The sequence below is a fragment of the Streptomyces sp. NPDC020731 genome, assembly GCF_044334705.1.
Lineage (GTDB): Bacteria > Actinomycetota > Actinomycetes > Streptomycetales > Streptomycetaceae > Streptomyces.
The window spans coordinates 266,161-282,644 of record NZ_JBIRTN010000003.1; the positions used below are offsets into that span (position 1 = coordinate 266,161).

The window sequence follows — 16,484 nt, forward strand, 5'->3', positions numbered from 1 at the left end:
CGGGCCGGGAAGCCGGGATCCCCCGGCTTCCCGGCCCGTCCCGGCCGTGCCCGGCCGGGTTCCCCGGTTCCGGGTCAGGGCTTTATCAGCACCTTGACCGCACCGTCCTGCTTCTTCTGGAACATGTCGTAGGCCTGGGGTGCCTCGTCGAGCGGCACGCGGTGGGTGGCGAAGTCGTCGACACCGAGCGGGTCCTCGTCGCTGAGGTAGGGGATGATCTCGTCGCTCCAGCGGCGTACGTTCGCCTGGCCCATGCGCATCTGGATCTGCTTGTCGAACAGGGTGAGCATGGGCATCGGGTCGGCCATGCCGCCGTAGACGCCGCTGATCGAGATGGTGCCGCCGCGGCGCACCAGTTCGATCGCGGTGTACAGGGCGGCGAGCCGGTCGACACTGAAGCGTTCCGCCATCGGACCGCTGAGTTTGCGGGGCAGCAGCGCCGAGGCGTTCTGCACCATGCGGGCCGCCGCGCTGCCGTGCGCCTCGGTGCCGACGGCGTCGATCACGGCGTCGGGGCCGCGGCCGTCGGTCCGGTCGCGGATCGCCGCGACGAGTTCCTTCTCGTCGTCGAAGGAGCGCAGGTCGAAGGTTTCCACGCCCCGCTCCTTCGCCCGGTTCAGCCGTTCCGGGACCAGGTCCACGCCGAAGACCCGTCCCGCGCCCTTGACCTGGGCGATCCGGCAGGCCATGTCGCCGATGGGGCCGAGCCCGAGCACGGCGACGCTGCCGCCCTGCGGGACACCGGCGTACTCGACCGCCTGCCAGGCGGTGGGCAGGACGTCGGAGAGGTAGACGAACCGGTCGTCGGACGGCCCCTCGGGAACCTTGATCGGACCGTACTGGGCCTGCGGGACCCGCAGGTACTCGGCCTGGGCGCCCGGTACCGCGCCGTACAGCCGGGTGTAGCCGAAGAGCGCCGCGCCCATGCCCTCGGCGTTCACCTGGGTGGTCTCGCACTGGGTGGGCAGTCCGGTCAGGCACATCCAGCAGTTGCCGCAGGCGATCTGGAACGGCACCACGACCCGGTCGCCGACCTGGAGGTCGGGCACCGCCGCGCCGACCTCCTCCACGATGCCCATTGGCTCGTGGCCGAGGATGTCGCCCGGGGTCATGAACGGGGTGAGGACCTCGTACAGATGCAGATCGGATCCGCACAGTCCGGTGGAGGTGACGCGGATGACCGCGTCCGTCGGCTCCTCGATCCTGGGATCGGGCACGTTCTCCACCTTCACGTTCCGCTTCCCCTGCCAGGTCAGTGCCTTCATCGCCGCCCGCTCCCTCCGTGGTGGCCGGTGTGTCGCTCGTGCGGTGGGCGTCCGGGTACCCGAGCGGCCGTACACCGAACCGCCGGGCGCCGGGCCGATCGACGGAAGCCACCGCGCGGGAGCACCCCCGATCGGCTATGGCCAGCAACGATCGGAAAAGCGCACAATCAAGACAACAGATGACATGAGGCGGGCGCGGTGGCGACGGTGGGCACGGAGCGTGGGGCGCGTCGGCGGCGCGGCGCGGGGGCGAGGGTGCTGGTCGCCGCGTTGCTGGCGGCCGGGTCGGCGGCGGGCTGTACGACGTCGGACGGGCCGCGCGACGACGGGCGGGGTTCGCCGGGCCGGGTCGCCGACCCGGCCCGGCGGACAGGACAGCCCGCCGGTACTCGCCGTGAAGATCGACAACGCCCCCGCATCCCGGCCTCAGACCGGCGTGGACGCCGCCGACGTGGTGTACGCCGAACAGGTCGAGGGCGGAACCAGCAGACTGATCGCCGTCTACGCCACCGAGCTGCCGGAGTCCGTCGGTCCGGTGCGCAGCGCCCGGGAGTCGGACCTGGAACTGCTGCGCCAGTTCGACCGGCCGGTGCTGGCCCACTCCGGGGCGCAGAGCAAACTGACGCCGCTGATCGAGCGGGCACCGCTCGAGGCGGTGACCCCCGAGTCGGAGCCCGGGGCCTACACCCGGGGCGCCGGCCGGTCCGCTCCCCACAACCTGTATCTGCGACCGGAGCGGCTCATGGACGAACCGCCCGGCGAGGCCGCCCTGACCACCGGTTTCCGCTTCGGCCGGCCCCCGGCGGACGGCGAGCCCCGGAACGAGCTCACGGTGCGCCACCCGGCCACCCGCTTCACCTTCACCTGGTCCGGCGACCGCGACCGCTGGCTGGTCTCGATGGACGGCGCCCCGACGCTCACCACGGAGGGCGGGCGGCTGGCGCCCGCGACGGTCGTGGTGCAGTACGTGACCGTGCGCTCCTCCGGTTTCCGGGACTTCCTCGGCAACAACACCCCGTACACCGAGACGGTGGGATCCGGGAGGGCCACCGTGCTGCGCGGCGGACGCGCCTACGAGGCGGACTGGAAGCGGCCCGCCGCCGAGGACGGCACCTCGTTCAGCACCGGCTCCGGCGAAGCGATGAACTTCGCGCGCGGCCAGGTGTGGGTGGTGTACGCGAGGATGCCCTGAGCCTCAGCACGGTGCGGTCAGGGAGGGGGCCGGGTCGCGCAGTCCCTCGGCCGTGTCGGCCACCCGCCGGATCAGGTCGATGAAGAGCACCTGCTCGTCGGCGTCGAGCGGGGCCAGGAAGACCTGGTTCATCCGCGCGGTGCGCACCGTCAGCTTGCGGTGGGTGCGCACGCCGTCGTCGGTGAGGCGCAGCAGGAAGCGGCGGCCGTCCTGCGGATCGCGGACCTTGTCCAGCAGCCCGCGCCGGATGAGCCGGGCGATCACCTCGGCGATGGTGGACCGGTCAAGCCCGACCCGCTCCCCCACGGTGCGCTGGTCCAGGCCCGGCTCGGCGACGAGCGCGTTGAGGACCGCGAACTGCGGCGAGGTGGTCTCCTCGGAGACCATCGTGTTCCACAGCAGGTGGTGCGCCTGCTGGAGCCGCCGGGCGAGGTGCCCGGGATGGGTGGTGAGGTCCACGGCGGCCATGTGCGCTCCCCCGGTCGTTTCGTCGGTGCACTGATTTTCCATGGCAACAGAAGAGTACTGGACAGAGGAACCATCTCGTGTAAATACTCAGTGCGCTGACTAAATGGTCATCGGGTCACCTGGAAGGGATGGGGTTCCTCGGATGGACAAGGTGGTCGCCTCGGCTGCGGAGGCGGTGGCTGACGTGCCGGACGGCGCGTCACTGGCGGTGGGCGGCTTCGGTCTCAGCGGTGTGCCGAACGTGCTGATCCAGGCGCTGTACGAGCGGGGGGTCGACGGTCTGTCGGTCGTCTCGAACAACTGCGGGGCGATGGAGTCCGGGCTCGCGGTGCTGCTGGCGGCGGGCCGGATCGCCCGGGTGACCGGTTCCTACATCGGCGCGAACAAGGAGTTCGCCCGGCAGTACCTGGCCGGTGAGCTGGAGGTGGAACTGATCCCGCAGGGCACGCTCGCCGAAAGGCTGCGCGCCGGAGGCGCCGGCATCCCGGCGTTCTACACCCCGGCCGGGGTGGGCACGCAGGTCGCCGAGGGCGGACTGCCCTGGCGCTACGACGGCTCCGGCGGGGTGGCTCTCGCCTCGCCCGCGAAGGAGGTCCGGGAGTTCGACGGCTCGGAGTACGTGCTGGAGCGCGGCATCCGCACCGACTACGCGCTGGTGCGGGCGGCGAAGGGCGACCGGCACGGGAACCTGGTGTTCAACAAGTCCGCCCGCAACTTCAACCCCCTGGCCGCGATGGCGGGCCGGGTCACGGTCGCGGAGGTGGAGGAGCTGGTCGAGCCCGGCGCCCTCGACCCGGACGCGGTGCACCTGCCGGGCGTCTTCGTGCAGCGGGTGGTCGCCCTCACGCCCGAGCAGGCGGCGGACAAGAAGATCGAGCGGCGGACGGTGAGCGGCTGATGGCCTGGACACGGGAGAAGATGGCCGCGCGGGCGGCCCGGGAACTGCGAGACGGCCAGTACGTCAATCTCGGCATCGGCCTGCCCACGCTGATCCCCAACCACCTCCCGCCCGGTGTCGAGGTGGTGCTGGAGAGCGAGAACGGCATCCTGGGCACCGGCCCGTACCCCGCCGAGGACGCCGTCGACCCGGACCTGATCAACGCCGGGAAGGAGACCGTCACGGTCCTTGCGGGCGCCTCCTTCTTCGACTCGGCGCTGTCCTTCTCGATGATCCGGGGCGGGCACATCGACGTCGCCGTCCTCGGCGCGATGCAGGTGTCGGGGCGCGGTGACCTGGCCAACTGGGCGATACCCGGCAAGCTCGTCACCGGCATCGGCGGCGCGATGGACCTGGTCCACGGCGCCCGCACGGTGATCGTGGTGATGACCCACACCGCGAAGGACGGCTCGCCGAAGATCGTGACGGAGTGCGCGCTGCCGCTGACCGGCAAGGAGTGCGTGGACCGGATCATCACCGACCTCGGCGTCCTCGACGTCACCGACGACGGGCTCGTCCTCGTCGAGACCGCTCCCGGCGTGACCGTCCGGGAGATCACCGCCAAGACCGGAGCCGAACTCACCCTCGGGGAGGGCCTGTCGTGACCGACGTACTCACTCAAGCCGACATCGACCAGGAGATCGCGGCCGAGCACGCCGCGTACGAGAAGCGGGTCGCCGACGGCGCGCCCGTCGAGCACCACCCGCGCCGCGACTACGCGCCGTACCGCTCCTCGGTGCTGCGCCACCCGAAGCAGCCGCCGGTCGCCATCGACGTCACCAAGGACCCCGAGCTGGTGGAGCTGTCCTCCCCCGCGTTCGGGGAGCGGGACATCACGGAGATCGACAACGACCTCACCCGGCAGCACCACGGGGAACCGATCGGTGAGCGCATCACCGTCTCCGGCCGGCTGCTGGACCGCGACGGACGACCGGTGCGCGGCCAGCTGGTGGAGATCTGGCAGGCCAACTCGGCCGGACGGTACGCCCATCAGCGTGAGCAGCACGACGCGCCACTGGACCCGAACTTCACCGGCGTGGGCCGCACCCTCAGCGACGACGACGGCTTCTACCGCTTCACCACCGTCCAGCCGGGCCCGTACCCCTGGCGCCAGCACCTCAACGCCTGGCGGCCCGCCCACATCCACTTCTCGGTCTTCGGCTCGGCGTTCACCCAGCGGCTGGTGACGCAGATGTACTTCCCCAGCGATCCGCTCTTCCCGTACGACCCGATCATCCAGTCGGTGACGGACGACGCCGCCCGGCAGCGGCTGGTCGCGACGTACGACCACAACCTGTCGGTGCCGGAGTTCTCGATGGGTTACCACTGGGACATCGTGCTCGACGGACCGCGGGCCACCTGGATGGAAGAGGGGCGCTGACCCACCATGACGAAGATCGACACCACTCGTCCGGAGACCGTGCTGCCCACCCCGTCGCACACGGTCGGCCCCTTCTACGGCCACGCCCTGCCCTTCCCGGGCGGTGAGGACATCGCGCCCCTCGGGCATCCGGACACCGTCACCGTGCACGGGTACGTGTACGACGGCGAGGGCCGGCCGCTGCCGGACGCGCTGCTGGAGCTGTGGGGGCCGGATCCCGAGGGGAACGTGCCGACGGCGGACGGCTCGATACGGCGGGACCCGGCGAGCGGCGGCTTCCTCGGCCGCAACGGCGTGGAGTTCACCGGCTTCGGACGGATCCAGACCGACGCGAACGGCCACTGGTACGCCCGTACGCTGCGCCCCGGAGCGCGCGGCGGGAACGCGCCGTATCTCAGTGTGTGCGTGTTCGCGCGGGGTCTGCTGGTGCACCTGTTCACCCGGATCTACCTGCCGGGCGACGAGGCGGCGCTGGCGGCGGACCCGCTGCTGTCCCGGCTCGACACCGGGCGGCGCGACACGCTGGTCGCGGGCGAGGAGGGCGGGGGCACGTACCGTTTCGACATCCGCCTTCAGGGCGAGGGCGAGACGGTCTTCCTGGAGTTCCGGTGACATCAGCCGATTCCGACACGAGCCTGCTCGCCCCCGGGTGGGCCGGTTCCCCGGCCGCCGCCGAGACGGCGGACGCGGCGTTCCTGCGGGCGCTGCTCGACGCGGAGGCCGCGCTGACCCGGGCGCAGGCCGCGCTGGGGCTCGCCCCCGCGGAGGCGGCGGCGGCGGTGACGGAGGCGGCCGATCCGGCCGGTTTCGACGTCGCGTCCCTCGCCGCGCGGGCACGGGGCGGCGGGAATCCGGTGATCCCGCTGGTCGCGGAGCTGACCCGGGCGGCCGGCGAGCGGTACGGCCCGTACGTGCACCGGGGGGCGACCAGCCAGGACATGATGGACACGGCCATGATGCTGGTCGCCCACCGTGCCCTGGGCCCGGTCCTCGCCGACCTCGACCGCTGCCGGCGGGCCCTGGCCCGGCTGGCCGCCGAGCATCGTGACACGCCGATGCCGGGCCGGACACTGACCCAGCACGCCGTACCGACGACGTTCGGGCTGAAGGCTGCCGGGTGGCGGTCGCTGGTGCTGGACGCGCGGGACCGGGTGACGGCGGTACGCGGCTCGCTGCCCGCCCAACTCGGCGGCGCGGCCGGGACGCTGGCCGCCTTCTCCGCGTACGGGGCGGAGGACGCCACCGCGCTGCCGGGCGCGTACGCGCGTGAACTCGGGCTCCGTGAACCGCTGTTGCCCTGGCACACCCTGCGCACGCCCGTCGCGGATCTCGCCGGGTGCCTGGCGCTGACGGCAGGGGCCCTCGGCAAGCTCGCCGTGGACGTCCTCACCCTCTCGCGCACGGAGATCGCCGAGGTCGCCGAGGGCAGCGGCGGCGGCTCCTCGGCCATGCCGCACAAGGCGAACCCGGTGCGCTCGACACTGATCGCGGCAGCGGCGCGGCGCGCACCGCAGCTCGCGGCGACGCTGTACGGCTCACTGGTGGCCGAGGACGAGCGGCCGGCCGGCGCCTGGCACGCCGAGTGGGAACCACTGAGGGACCTGCTCCGCCTGGTCGGCGGCGCCGCCCGGGACGCGGCCGAACTGACCGAGGGACTGCGGGTGCGCCCGGACGTCATGCGCGGACACCTCGGGCTCACCCACGGACTGATCGTCTCCGAGCGGCTGTCCGCCGAACTGGCGCCGGTCCTCGGCCGCGCCCGCGCGAAGGAGCTGCTCACCGAACTGGCCCGGCGGGCGTACCGGGAGGGCCGCGACCTCGGCGAACTGCTGGCCGCAGAAGACGGGTTGAAGGAGATCGACGTCTCCTCGCTCGTCGATCCCGCCCGTTACACCGGCTCCGCCGGAACCCTCACCGACCGTGCCCTGGAGCGACGTTGACAAGTGCACTGCTGAATTACGCGGAAGAAGGCCCCGCCTCCGCGCCCCCGTTGCTGCTCGGCCCCTCGCTCGGCACGTCGTACGCCCTGTGGGACAAGGTGGCGCCCGAGCTGTCGGCCGCGCACCGGGTGGTCCGCTGGGACCTGCCGGGGCACGGCGGTTCGGCGGCGGACCTGATCGGTCCCGGTGCGACCGTCGGCGACCTCGCCGGGCTGGTGCTCGCGCTCGCCGACGCGCTCGGCATCGAGCGGTTCGCGTACGCGGGCGTCTCGCTGGGCGGTGCGGTGGGGCTGCACCTGGCCGTGCACCGTCCGGACCGGCTGTCGTCGCTGGCCGTGATCTGTTCCTCGGCGCACTTCAACGGCGCCAAGCCGTGGGAGGAGCGGGCGGCGCTGGTGCGTCGCGAGGGGCTCGCCGAACTCGCGGAGGGCGCCGACGCCCGCTGGTTCACCTCCGGGTTCACCGTGCCGGGGCTGGTCCGGGACCACCGGGAGGCCGACCCGGGGGCGTACGCCGCCTGCTGTGACGCGCTGGCCGCGTTCGATCTGCGGGACCGGCTGGCGGAGGTGTCCGTGCCGACGCTGCTGGTGGCCGGCCGGGAGGACCCGGCGACGCCGCCCGAGCACCTGCGGGAGATCGCGGACGCGGTGCCGGACGCCGCGCTCGTGGAGATCCCGGGTGCCTCGCACCTGGCGCCGGCCCAGCGCCCGGAGGCGGTACTGACCGCGTTGCGGGCACACTTCGACGGGACCGCACGGCGCGGTATGGAGGTGCGCCGGGAGGTACTGGGCGACGCGCACGTGGACCGGGCGCAGGCCCGGCAGACGCCGTTCACGGCACGCTTCCAGGACTTCATCTCCCGCTACGCCTGGGGCGAGATCTGGACCGACCCGACCCTCACCCGCCGCGAACGCAGCATGATCACGCTCACGGCGCTGGTCGCGCACGGCCACTACGACGAGCTCGCCATGCACGTCCGCGCGGCCCGGCGCAACGGGCTCACCCCCGAGGAGATCGGGGCGGTGCTGCTCCAGACGGCCGTGTACTGCGGGGTCCCGGCGGCGAACTCGGCGTTCGCCACGGCCCAGCGGGTGCTGGCGGAGGAGGACGAGTAGCCGGGGCGCTACCGCGGCACCGCTCCCGTTCCCAGTTCCGCCCTGGCCCGCTCCACCAGGCCGTCCGCTCCGCAGGAGCGGGCCAGGGCGAGGCCGCGTTCGAGGTCGGGGACGGACCGGGCGAGGATGCCGTACTCGACGCGGGCCGCGGCGTGTTCGTACTGGCAGGGGGAGGACTCCAGGTAGGTGACCGCCTGGGCGGCGAGGCGGACCGCGCGCTGGCCGGTCTCCAGGGCGGCGGCGACGCGCAGGGCCTCTCCTATGGCGGTGTCCGTGCCGAAGCGTTCGGCCTGCCTGCGGACGTCGACGGCGAGCCGGGCGGCACGGGCCGGGTCCTCGGTGGCGAGGGCGCGGGCGAGGTCTGCGGCCCAGAAGACGTGTACCGGATTGTGGTGGCCGCGCGCGGCCGCCGCCTTCTGAGCCGCCTCCAGTTCGTTGACACCCTCCTGGGTACGGCCGACGGCGAGCAGCAGCCGGCCGCGCACGGAGCGCGGGTCGGGCAGCACGATGGTGGAGGGGTAGGGCGGTGCGAAGTCGTGCCGTTCGGCCACCTCCCAGGCCTCGTCGACATGACCGCGTGCGAGCAGGGTGTCGACGAGGTTGCAGGTCGCCGTCCAGTACAGGGGCAGTCCGCGGCCGACGCGTTCGGCCAGGCGCAGGGACTCGCGCAGTGCCGCCTCCGCCGCCTCCAGGCGGCCGCGCCTGCGGTGCCCGAGTCCCACGTAGGCATGGGCCAGGGCCAGGTGGCCGCCGCTCCAGCCCGCCGTGTCGTAGGCGTGCAGGGCCTCGTTGTAGAGGCTCTCGGCGCGGTCGAGGCGGTCTGTGTAGGCGTAGGCGTCGGCCAGCATCAGCAGCAGTTCGACGCCCCACTCGGAGTCGGTCCAGCCGAGGCCGGGGGCGAGGCGGCCGTTGACGAGGGCGCGGTCGCAGATCTCGACGATCTCCTCGGCGTTCTCGCCGCGCATCATGGCGTCGAAGCCGCGCACGATGAGCAGCGCGCGTTCGGAGTTGTCCCGGCCGGTACAGGTGGCGGCGAGTTCGGCGAGCCGCTCGGAGCGACCGGGGGAGGCGGTCTCGCCGGCGTGGATGCCCTCCCACATGAACTGCACGGTCCGCAGCCGCATCTGTGCGGGGCCGGGTTCCAGCCGGGCGGCCTCCGCCTCGACGGTGCGGACGGCCTCCTCCAACTGGTCGTTGTGCAGCAGCGCCTGGGAGAGGCGGACCACGGCGTCCACCCGGCGGTCGCCGTCGAGGCCGGGCATGCCGAGGGCGGCCCGCAGATGGCCGATGGTGCGGGCGGGTGCGGTGAGGAAGGTGGCGCAGCCCAGTTCGTAGAGGACCTGCGCGTGGACCTCGGGGCGGGGTGGTTCCTCCAGGGCGCGTTCCAGACAGCGGCGGGCGGCGTCCGGGGCGCCGACGGCGAGGTGTTCGCGGGCGGCCTCGCGCAGTTGCCAGACGAGTTCCTCGTCGTCGTCCGGGTGCACTTCGAGGAGGTGACGGGCCGCCGCGGCGGCGCCGCGTCCGGAGTCGGTGACGATCCGGGCGGCTATGCCGTGCATGGCGCGGCGCAGCGCGTCGGGGATGGAGTTGTAGACGGCGGTGGCGATCAGCGGGTGGACGAACTCGAGGTCGGCGGGGGCGGTGCGGCCCGTGGCGGACGGGTCGGGGGCGGTGAGGATGCGGGTGCTGCGCAGGAGCTCGGCGCAGCGGCCGGCGTCGTCGACGTCCAGGGTGGCGAGCCGGGCCGCCAGGTCGACGGTGATGTCGTTGCCGAGGATGGCGGCGGCCCAGGCGAACCGGGTGGCGTCTATGCCGAGTTGTTCCAGACGGGCGACGAGTCCGCCGCCGCGGGCGGAGCGGTTCAGGTCGCGCAGTTCGCCGGCGTGGGCCTCGACGGGTTCGAGCTCGCTGTCCTGGACCTTGGCGAGGAGTTCGACGGTCTCGTAGGGGTTGCCGCCGGTGACGGCCCACACCTCGCGGCAGAACGCGGCGTCGGCGTTCTCGCCCAGGGTGGCGCGGGTGAGTCCGGCCACGGCCTCCGGGGTGAGGGCGCTGAGGGTGGTGACGGGCCGGTCGGCCGCGGCGGCGACGGTGTCCAGGTGCCGGGCGCTGACTCCGGAGATCTCGCCGGGCCGGCGGGCGACCACGACGAGGACGGACACGTCCGCCAGGCGTTCGGCGAAGGAGGCGAGCCAGCGCAGGGTCTCCTGGTCGGCCCAGTGGGCGTCGTCGATCAGCAGGACCAGTGGCCAGTCCCGGCGGGCCAGCCGGCGCACGGCGGCGACCAGTCCCTCGCACACGCCCTGCGGGTCGGCGTGCCGCTCGCCGGGGTCGGCTATGCCGAGGGCGGGGCCGGCGATGTCGTACCAGTCGCCGAGGTACTCGCGTGCCTCCTCGGGCAGCATCGACACCAGCGCGGGCTGGAGGAGCTGGCGTACGACGTTGAAGGGGACGGAGCGCAGGGTCTCGCCGCCGCGGGCCGACCACACGGTGCAGCCGCGCTGTTCGGCGATGCGGCGGGTCTCGGCCAGCAGCGCGGTCTTGCCGAGTCCGGCCTCGCCCCGCAGGACCAGCAGGCTGCCCGGTGAGGAACGGTCCGAGCACAGGGTGTCGACGGCCTGTGCGAGGGCGGCGACTTCCGCGTCCCGCTCCCACAGGGCCGCCGAGGGGGCGGCCGGGGGCCGTACCTCCGTCATCCCGCTACCTCCCCGAGTCGCCCGAATGACGTACAGACCTTGAGCCTAGTCCTCCTGCCGTCCGAGCGGTGCCCGCTCGCGTCACATGTTGCCGTGATGGGTGACACGGGCCCGAGGAGTCGACGCGTGCCTCCCCTCACCAGGGCTCCTTGTGGTCAACACCTGTCAAGGGGAAGGGAGATGACAATTCCCCGGGCGGTCCGGACGGAGGTGTGACGGGGCTCTCTCATCCGGCTTTCACCGAGGCCTCATACGGTAGGGGCATGACGCAGGTGACTCCTCCCGGGTGGTACCCCGACCCCGGGCAGACGAATGAGGGGCCGGCCACCGAGCGCTGGTGGGACGGCAGGGCCTGGACGGAGCAGGTCCGTCCGGTGGGGTCGGCCGCCGCCTGGGGTCCCCCGGCGCCGGGCGGCGCGGGCGGGCCGGCGTATCCGGTCCACCCGGCGTATCCCGCTCCGGCGCCGCCCGGGCCGGGGCGGCGGGTGCGGAACGGGATAGCCGTGGCGGTGGCCGTCGCCGTCCTGGCGAGCATCGGTGTGGGTGTGTACGCGCTGACGGACGACGGCGGGGGCGGCGGTACCGCGACCTCGCAGGGGCCGGGCGGACGGGACGGCGGGCCGTTCGGTGACCCGGACGGGCAGGACGGGGACTCCGGCGGGCCGGACGGGGACTCCGGTGGTTCCGGTGGCGAGGAGTCGGGGCCGGACGGGTCCGAGGCACCGCGGATCGAGAGCGGGTCGGTGACCGACGGGCTGAGCGGGATCAGTCTGCCCATCCCGGACGGCTGGTACGGCCAGGAGTCGCAGGTGGGTGCCTCGGTGACGTCGGAGGACTCGTACGACTGTCCCGGCGACACCTCCAAGACGTGCACCAAGGGCGGGGCGTACTCGGCGCCGGCCCTGGCGTTCGGCACCCGGGGCTCCACCGCCGAGGAGGTCGCCAAGGCGGACATCTCCGCCAACGCGGAGGAGAGCTACGGCGGTGAGGCGTACGGGAAGATCACCTCGCACGACGTCCTCGCGTCCAAGGCCGTGACCGTGGCCGGGCAGAAGGGCTATCTGGTGCGCTGGAAGGCGGTCACCAGCAAGGGCTCCGACGGGTACGTCCAGTCGCTGGCCTTCCCGTCCCCCGCGCAGCCGCAGCAGATCGTCGTGGTCCGCTTCGGGGTGGACACCGATCAGAAGCAGTCCGTCCTCGACGAGATCACCGGGGGTATCGAGGTGTCGTCGGGCGGCGGCGACGGCCAGGACGTCTGACACCCGCACCTGACGGCCGGGTGGGACACCCCTCCGCTCAAGGGGTGTCCCACCCGGCCGGGAGGGGCGCCGCCCCCGTCCCCACGGTGCGGCGCGGTCAGGCCGCCGTACGGTCATCCCGTCGACGGCGGCCTGGGTCTCATCGGAGGCCGAGGGCCGGCAGCACGGCGGCCTCGACGAACCGGATCAGATAGTCCGGGTCCGCGTTGCGGCCGTCCAGCATGGGCCGGACCCGCAGCACTCCGAAGATCTGCGCCGGAATGTACTCCAGCGCCGGGTTCCCGGCGGCGACCTCCCCGCGCTCGACACCGCGCCGCAGGATCTCCTCCAGCGCGCTGATCTCCGGGTCTACCAGGGCCTCGCGCAGCGCCTGCGCCAGTTCCCGGTCCTGGAGGACCGCGGGCCCGAGCGCCTGGAGCAGCGTGGTGTCCTTCGGTGACCACTCCCCCGCGCACCGCGCCGCCTCGCGCAGGTCCCCTGCGAGGGTGCCGGTGTCGATGCGGGCGAACCGCGCCTGCCGGTTGGAGCGCAGGGCGGCGGCGACGAACCGGGGCTTGGTCCGCCACTGCCGGTACAGCGTGGACTTGCTGCACCGCGTGCTGGCGGCGACGCCCTCCATGGTGACGGCGTCGTAGCCGCACTCGCGGATCTGGTCCAGCACGGCGTCGAAGAACTCCCGCTCACGCTCCGGCGTGATCTTGGAGCGGCGCGAGGTTCCGACCGGCTCGGGTCGGTCCGCGTCCTGCGACGTCATCGGCTCGGCTCCTTGTCCTTCGAGTTGTCCTTCGAGTGAGGTGCACGTCATCGATACGCCAGTGTACCGGTACGCGACCGTATCGGTACACTGGCGTATCGGTACGATCCCGTATCGATGAGAGTCGGTACCCATGTGCACCGTCTGCACCACCGTCAGCGAAAGGTCCGGGGGATGAATGCCCGCAAGGAGTCGGAACCCGCGGGATCCGGCGCGTCCGCGCGCCCGGCGCGGGAACGGGTGCTCGCGGGGGCCGGCCGATGAGCGGCGTCGTCGTGGCCGTCCTGCTGTCCCTCGTCTCCGCCGTCGCCTACGCCGCCGCGGCGGTGGCCCAGGAACGGCTGGCCTCCCGGTCCTCCGGCACCGGCACGCTGCGGCTGCTGGCCGACGGCGCCTGGTGGTGGGCGGTCGCGCTGAACGCCTCGGCCGCGCTGCTCCATGTGGTGGCGCTCAAGTACGGCCCGCTCACCGTGGTCCAGCCGCTCGGCGCCCTCACCCTGGTCGCGGCGGTGCCCATGGGGGCGCGGATCGCGGGGCGGCCGGTGAGCGCGGTCGAGTGGCGGGGTACGGCGTTCACCCTCGCCGGTCTGGCGGCCGTGCTGGTGACGGCGTCCGGGCCGGCGCCCGACGACGTACTGAGCGTGTCCGAGGCGCTGGTCGTCACGGGCGGTACGGCGTCCCTGATCGGCCTGCTGTCGTGGCCGGGGTCCCGGCCCGGTCTGCGGCACGCGACCGCGTCGGGCATCGCCTCCGGGGTGGCCTCGGCGCTCACCCAGACCGTGACGGTCGCGGTGACGGGCCGCTCCGGCCCGTTGCTCAGCGTCCAGGTGGTCGTGGTGGCACTGCTGGTGGCCGCCCTCGCGGCCGGCGGACTGCTGCTGTCGCAGACCGCCTACCGGGGCGGCCTGGGCGCCCCGCTCGCGGTGGTCACCCTGACGAACCCGCTGGCGGCCGCGGCGATCGGCCTCTCCCTCCTCGGCGAACGCCTCCGCGACGGCCCGGCGGGCATCCTGCCGGCACTGGCCGGCGCGGCACTCGCCTCCTGGGGCGTGCTCCTGCTCAGCCGGGCGGCACCCCACCGGGCGGGAGCACCCGCGGCCCCGCGGACCTCGCCGGACCCGGTGGCCCCGGCCCACGTGATCACCCCCGTACCCCGGCCCGGACCGGCCGACCCGGTGAAGCAGCGGAGCTCCGTGGAGGACCGCCCGGTCGTCGGTGTCCTGGTTCCGGCGGCGGGGACGGTCCCGGAGCGTCGGCCGCGGGCCGCCGGGCCGCCCTCGGCCGCCTGACCGGAGGCCGAGGGCGGTCCGTCGCCCGGTCGCGGGCGTCCGGCCGGTCCGCGGTCAGTCCGTGGCGATCGCCGGGTCGCTGACGCCCGGCCGGCCGTTCTCGACGTGCCCCGCGAAGCGGCGCAGGTACGCCGGCTCGGCCGGGGAGGTGACCGTCAGGTCGTACCAGCGGTGGCTTCCGCGCAGGTCGACGGTGCGGTGCACGGTGGCGCCGGGGCGGACGGTGACGGTCGTGGGGCGGCCTCCGTATCCGTCGGCCAGCCGCAGCCGGGCCGTGCCGGGTCCCTCGTTGACGAATGTCAGCCGGATGTCGTCGCCGGCGTGGCGGGCGGTGACCTCAGGGCCCGCGGCCCCGTTCGGTCCCCGGAAGACGCGGAGGAAACCGTTCGGGCCGTGCACGGTGAGGTCGTACGAGCCTGCCGAGTACGCCGAGTTCCAGGTGTCCGAAATCTTCTCACCGGCCCCGGTCGTATAGGTCCAGGGGCCGTCGGCACGGTTGCCGGACGTGACCAGGAAGGCGGCTCCCGCCCGGGCGCCGGAGGCGAAGGTCAGCGTGAACCTCCCGGTCGCCGGGTCGGCGGAACCGTCCACCGCCGGGGCGTACTTCAGTGGGCGGGCCGGGCGCAGTCCGCGCTCCTGGCGGGGCATGCCGGCGTCGGCCGGGGGCGTGGGCCGGTAGTCGGGGTGGCGGTCGCGGTCCGGCGGCTCGTAGGCATCGGTGTCCGGCAGCCGGGCCGGCCTGCTGTCCCCGCGGGAGAAGTCGAAGGCGGAGGTCAGGTCGCCGCAGATCGCGCGCCGCCACGGCGAGATGCCCGGTTCGCGCACACCGAAGCGGCGCTCCATGAACCGGATGACCGAGGTGTGGTCGAACGTCTCCGAGCAGACGTACCCGCCCTTGCTCCACGGCGAGACCACCAGCATCGGCACGCGCGGGCCGAGCCCGTAGAAGCCCTCGCGGTGGGTCGCGCTGCCCTCGAAGAGGTCCAGGGAGACGTCGACGGTGGACCGGCCCTGCGCGGCCGACTTCGGCGGCAGCGGCGGCACCACGTGGTCGAAGAAGCCGTCGTTCTCGTCGTACGTGATGAACAGGGCGGTCTTCGCCCAGACCGCCGGGTTGGAGGTGAGCGCGTCCAGGACCTGGGAGATGTACCAGGCGCCGTAGTTGGACGGCCAGTTGGAATGCTCGGAGAAGGCCTCGGGAGCGGCGATCCAGGAGACCTGCGGCAGCCGGCCGGCCTCGACGTCGGCGCGGAGCCGGTCGAACCAGCCGTCGCCGTTCTTGACGTCGGTGCCGGTGCGGGCCTTGTCGTACCAGGGGTCGCCGGGTTCGGCGTCGCGGTACTTGTTGAAGTACAGCAGGGAGTTGTCGCCGTAGTTGCCGCGGTAGGCGTCGGGGATCCAGCCCCAGTGGCCGGCCGAGTCCAGGCCGTCGCCGATGTCCTGGTAGATCTTCCAGGAGATCCCGGCCTCCTCCAGCCGCTCGGGGTACGTGGTCCAGTCGTAGCCGAGTTCGTCGTTGCCGAGGACCGGGCCGCCGCCCTTGCCGTCGTTGCCGGTGTGGCCCGACCACAGGTAGTAGCGGTTGGGGTCGGTGGAGCCGATGAAGGAGCAGTGGTAGGCGTCGCAGACGGTGAAGGTGTCGGCGAGCGCGTAGTGGAAGGGGATGTCCTCGCGGGTCAGGTACGCCATGGTGGTGGTGCCCTTGGCGGGCAGCCAGCGGTCGTACTTGCCGTCGTGGTAGGCCTCCTGGCCGTCGGGCCAGCTGTGCGGCAGCCCTTCCAGGAACTGCATGCCGAGGTCGTCGGCCTCCGGGCGGAACGGCAGGACCTCCGTGCCGTCGCTCTTGGTCTGGTGCCACACCGACCTGCCGTCGTCCAGGGTCACCGGGTGCGGGTCGCCGAAGCCGCGGACGCCGCGCAGTCTGCCGAAGTAGTGGTCGAAGGAGCGGTTCTCCTGCATGAGGACGACGATGTGCTCGACGTCCTCGATCGACCCCGAGCGGTGGTTGGCCGGGAGCGCGGCGGCCCGCTCGATGCTCGCGGACAGCGCGCTGAACGCCGTGGTGGCGCCCGCGAGTTGGAGGAATCGGCGCCGGTTGACTTCGGGCATGGGTGAGGGCCTCTCGTGCGGTGCCGGATGCTGAGGGGGTGCGCGCGAAAGGAGTGTTCCAGGAGCAGCGAACGTCGGG

Annotated in this window: 13 protein-coding genes and 1 pseudogene; 9 read left to right on the plus strand and 5 right to left on the minus strand. The window is 73.1% G+C overall.

Annotation, left to right across the window (positions count from 1 at the left end; translation table 11 throughout):
- Nucleotides 1-74: 74 nt before the first annotated feature.
- Nucleotides 75-1,265, minus strand: coding sequence for a zinc-dependent alcohol dehydrogenase (locus ACH4VX_RS06315; RefSeq protein ID WP_398366167.1), 1,191 nt, complete (start codon nt 1,263-1,265; stop codon nt 75-77).
- A 198-nt stretch (nt 1,266-1,463) separates the two neighbouring features.
- On the opposite strand from ACH4VX_RS06315, the pseudogene ACH4VX_RS06320 reads away from it, so the two are divergent.
- Nucleotides 1,464-2,457 (plus strand): annotated as a pseudogene (locus ACH4VX_RS06320) (DUF3048 domain-containing protein).
- 3 nt (nt 2,458-2,460) lie between these two features.
- Here the strand turns inward: ACH4VX_RS06320 and ACH4VX_RS06325 are convergent.
- Nucleotides 2,461-2,925 (minus strand): MarR family winged helix-turn-helix transcriptional regulator, encoded by a 465-nt coding sequence (locus tag ACH4VX_RS06325; protein WP_398366168.1) that lies wholly within the window; start codon nt 2,923-2,925, stop codon nt 2,461-2,463.
- 142 nt (nt 2,926-3,067) lie between these two features.
- Between ACH4VX_RS06325 and ACH4VX_RS06330 the strand changes: the two genes are divergently transcribed.
- Genes ACH4VX_RS06330 through pcaD form a run of 6 tightly spaced genes read left to right on the plus strand, consistent with a single transcriptional unit; the run spans nt 3,068 to nt 8,298 of the window.
- Entirely contained in the window at nt 3,068-3,823 is a 756-nt protein-coding gene (locus tag ACH4VX_RS06330; RefSeq protein ID WP_398366169.1) for a CoA transferase subunit A, read from the plus strand.
- The gene (locus tag ACH4VX_RS06335; RefSeq protein WP_398366170.1) at nt 3,823-4,467 is read left to right on the plus strand and encodes a CoA transferase subunit B; all 645 of its coding nucleotides are present in this window, start codon (nt 3,823-3,825) and stop codon (nt 4,465-4,467) included. Before ACH4VX_RS06330 ends, ACH4VX_RS06335 begins: the two co-directional genes overlap by 1 nt.
- On the plus strand, nt 4,464-5,243 hold the full coding sequence (pcaH, locus tag ACH4VX_RS06340) for a protocatechuate 3,4-dioxygenase subunit beta (RefSeq protein ID WP_398366171.1): 780 nt from the start codon (nt 4,464-4,466) through the stop codon (nt 5,241-5,243). The genes ACH4VX_RS06335 and pcaH overlap by 4 nt, the downstream gene beginning before the upstream one ends.
- Nucleotides 5,244-5,249: 6 nt before the next feature.
- Complete coding sequence (gene pcaG / locus ACH4VX_RS06345; RefSeq protein WP_398366172.1) at nt 5,250-5,855, plus strand: protocatechuate 3,4-dioxygenase subunit alpha; 606 nt, start codon at nt 5,250-5,252, stop codon at nt 5,853-5,855.
- Nucleotides 5,852-7,183 carry a 3-carboxy-cis,cis-muconate cycloisomerase gene (gene pcaB / locus ACH4VX_RS06350; protein ID WP_398366173.1) on the plus strand — a complete coding sequence of 444 codons (1,332 nt, stop codon included), beginning with the start codon at nt 5,852-5,854 and terminating at the stop codon, nt 7,181-7,183. The genes pcaG and pcaB overlap by 4 nt, the downstream gene beginning before the upstream one ends.
- Nucleotides 7,180-8,298 carry a 3-oxoadipate enol-lactonase gene (gene pcaD / locus ACH4VX_RS06355; protein WP_398366174.1) on the plus strand — a complete coding sequence of 373 codons (1,119 nt, stop codon included), beginning with the start codon at nt 7,180-7,182 and terminating at the stop codon, nt 8,296-8,298. Before pcaB ends, pcaD begins: the two co-directional genes overlap by 4 nt.
- An 8-nt stretch (nt 8,299-8,306) precedes the next feature.
- Here the strand turns inward: pcaD and ACH4VX_RS06360 are convergent, their stop codons facing one another.
- Nucleotides 8,307-10,994 (minus strand): ATP-binding protein, encoded by a 2,688-nt coding sequence (locus tag ACH4VX_RS06360; RefSeq protein WP_398366175.1) that lies wholly within the window; start codon nt 10,992-10,994, stop codon nt 8,307-8,309.
- 263 nt (nt 10,995-11,257) lie between these two features.
- On the opposite strand from ACH4VX_RS06360, the gene ACH4VX_RS06365 reads away from it, so the two are divergent.
- On the plus strand, nt 11,258-12,253 hold the full coding sequence (locus ACH4VX_RS06365; RefSeq protein ID WP_398366176.1) for a DUF2510 domain-containing protein: 996 nt from the start codon (nt 11,258-11,260) through the stop codon (nt 12,251-12,253).
- Between the two features lie 139 nt (nt 12,254-12,392).
- Here ACH4VX_RS06365 and ACH4VX_RS06370 read toward each other — a convergent pair whose 3' ends face one another.
- Nucleotides 12,393-13,007: a TetR/AcrR family transcriptional regulator C-terminal ligand-binding domain-containing protein gene (locus tag ACH4VX_RS06370; RefSeq protein WP_398366177.1), complete on the minus strand. Its 615-nt coding sequence runs from the start codon at nt 13,005-13,007 to the stop codon at nt 12,393-12,395.
- Between the two features lie 260 nt (nt 13,008-13,267).
- On the opposite strand from ACH4VX_RS06370, the gene ACH4VX_RS06375 reads away from it, so the two are divergent.
- A complete protein-coding gene (locus ACH4VX_RS06375) occupies nt 13,268-14,296 on the plus strand; it encodes a hypothetical protein (RefSeq protein ID WP_398366178.1) in 1,029 nt (342 codons plus the stop codon).
- Nucleotides 14,297-14,350: 54 nt separating this feature from the next.
- On the opposite strand, the gene ACH4VX_RS06380 is transcribed toward ACH4VX_RS06375, so the two are convergent.
- The gene (locus tag ACH4VX_RS06380) at nt 14,351-16,405 is read right to left on the minus strand and encodes a phosphocholine-specific phospholipase C (RefSeq protein WP_398366179.1); all 2,055 of its coding nucleotides are present in this window, start codon (nt 16,403-16,405) and stop codon (nt 14,351-14,353) included.
- Between the last annotated feature and the right edge of the window lie 79 nt (nt 16,406-16,484).